Genomic DNA, 573 nt, shown 5'->3' on the forward strand with positions numbered 1-573 from the left:
TGTGGGGGCTGCGAACGCCGGGCCGTTGACCAGGATGAAGTCTTGCGTGGTGTCGGCCTCCGAGCCCGGCAGGCGGTCGCCGGGAACGCCGAACAGCTTGACCGCGAGCCCGCGCGGCACACTGATGCTGTCTTCGAGGATGTCGCCAGGCAGCGTTGAGAAACGCAGCAGCGCATCATAGCTGCCGGGTGCCGAAAACAGGCCCTGGGCGAAAGAAGGCGCAAGGCCGGCGAGCACCTCAAGCTTACCCTTGACGATCGCGTGACCTTTCGCGTGGACGCCGCGAACGGCGGTGCCATAGTCCTTGGCGGTCGTCTCCTGAATGAGGCGGAGCTGCTCATTCAGCCCCTGGATGGTCTCCGCTTCGTCGTCGGCGCGCACCTCAATGTTTGGCGTGAAGGCAACGGGCGAGCGGTGGAGATCATCGGACATGGAATGGACCTTCTGCAAGCATGGTGTTCAATGGAAACTGTGCCCCGGCCGGTTTGGGCTCACGCAAGCAGATCGTTTGGACGATCAGTGTCACTGATCTGGACGATCAGAGACCTACGGCGACACGAACTGGGATGGAAT

Annotated in this window: 1 pseudogene; it reads right to left on the reverse strand. The window is 62.5% G+C overall.

The features are described 5' to 3' along the window. Positions 1-432 (reverse strand): annotated as a pseudogene (locus L8F97_RS22495) (catalase); the annotation flags it as partial. Positions 433-573 lie beyond the last annotated feature (141 nt).

The organism is Sphingomonas sp. BAUL-RG-20F-R05-02 (assembly GCF_022662305.1).
GTDB lineage: Bacteria > Pseudomonadota > Alphaproteobacteria > Sphingomonadales > Sphingomonadaceae > Sphingomonas.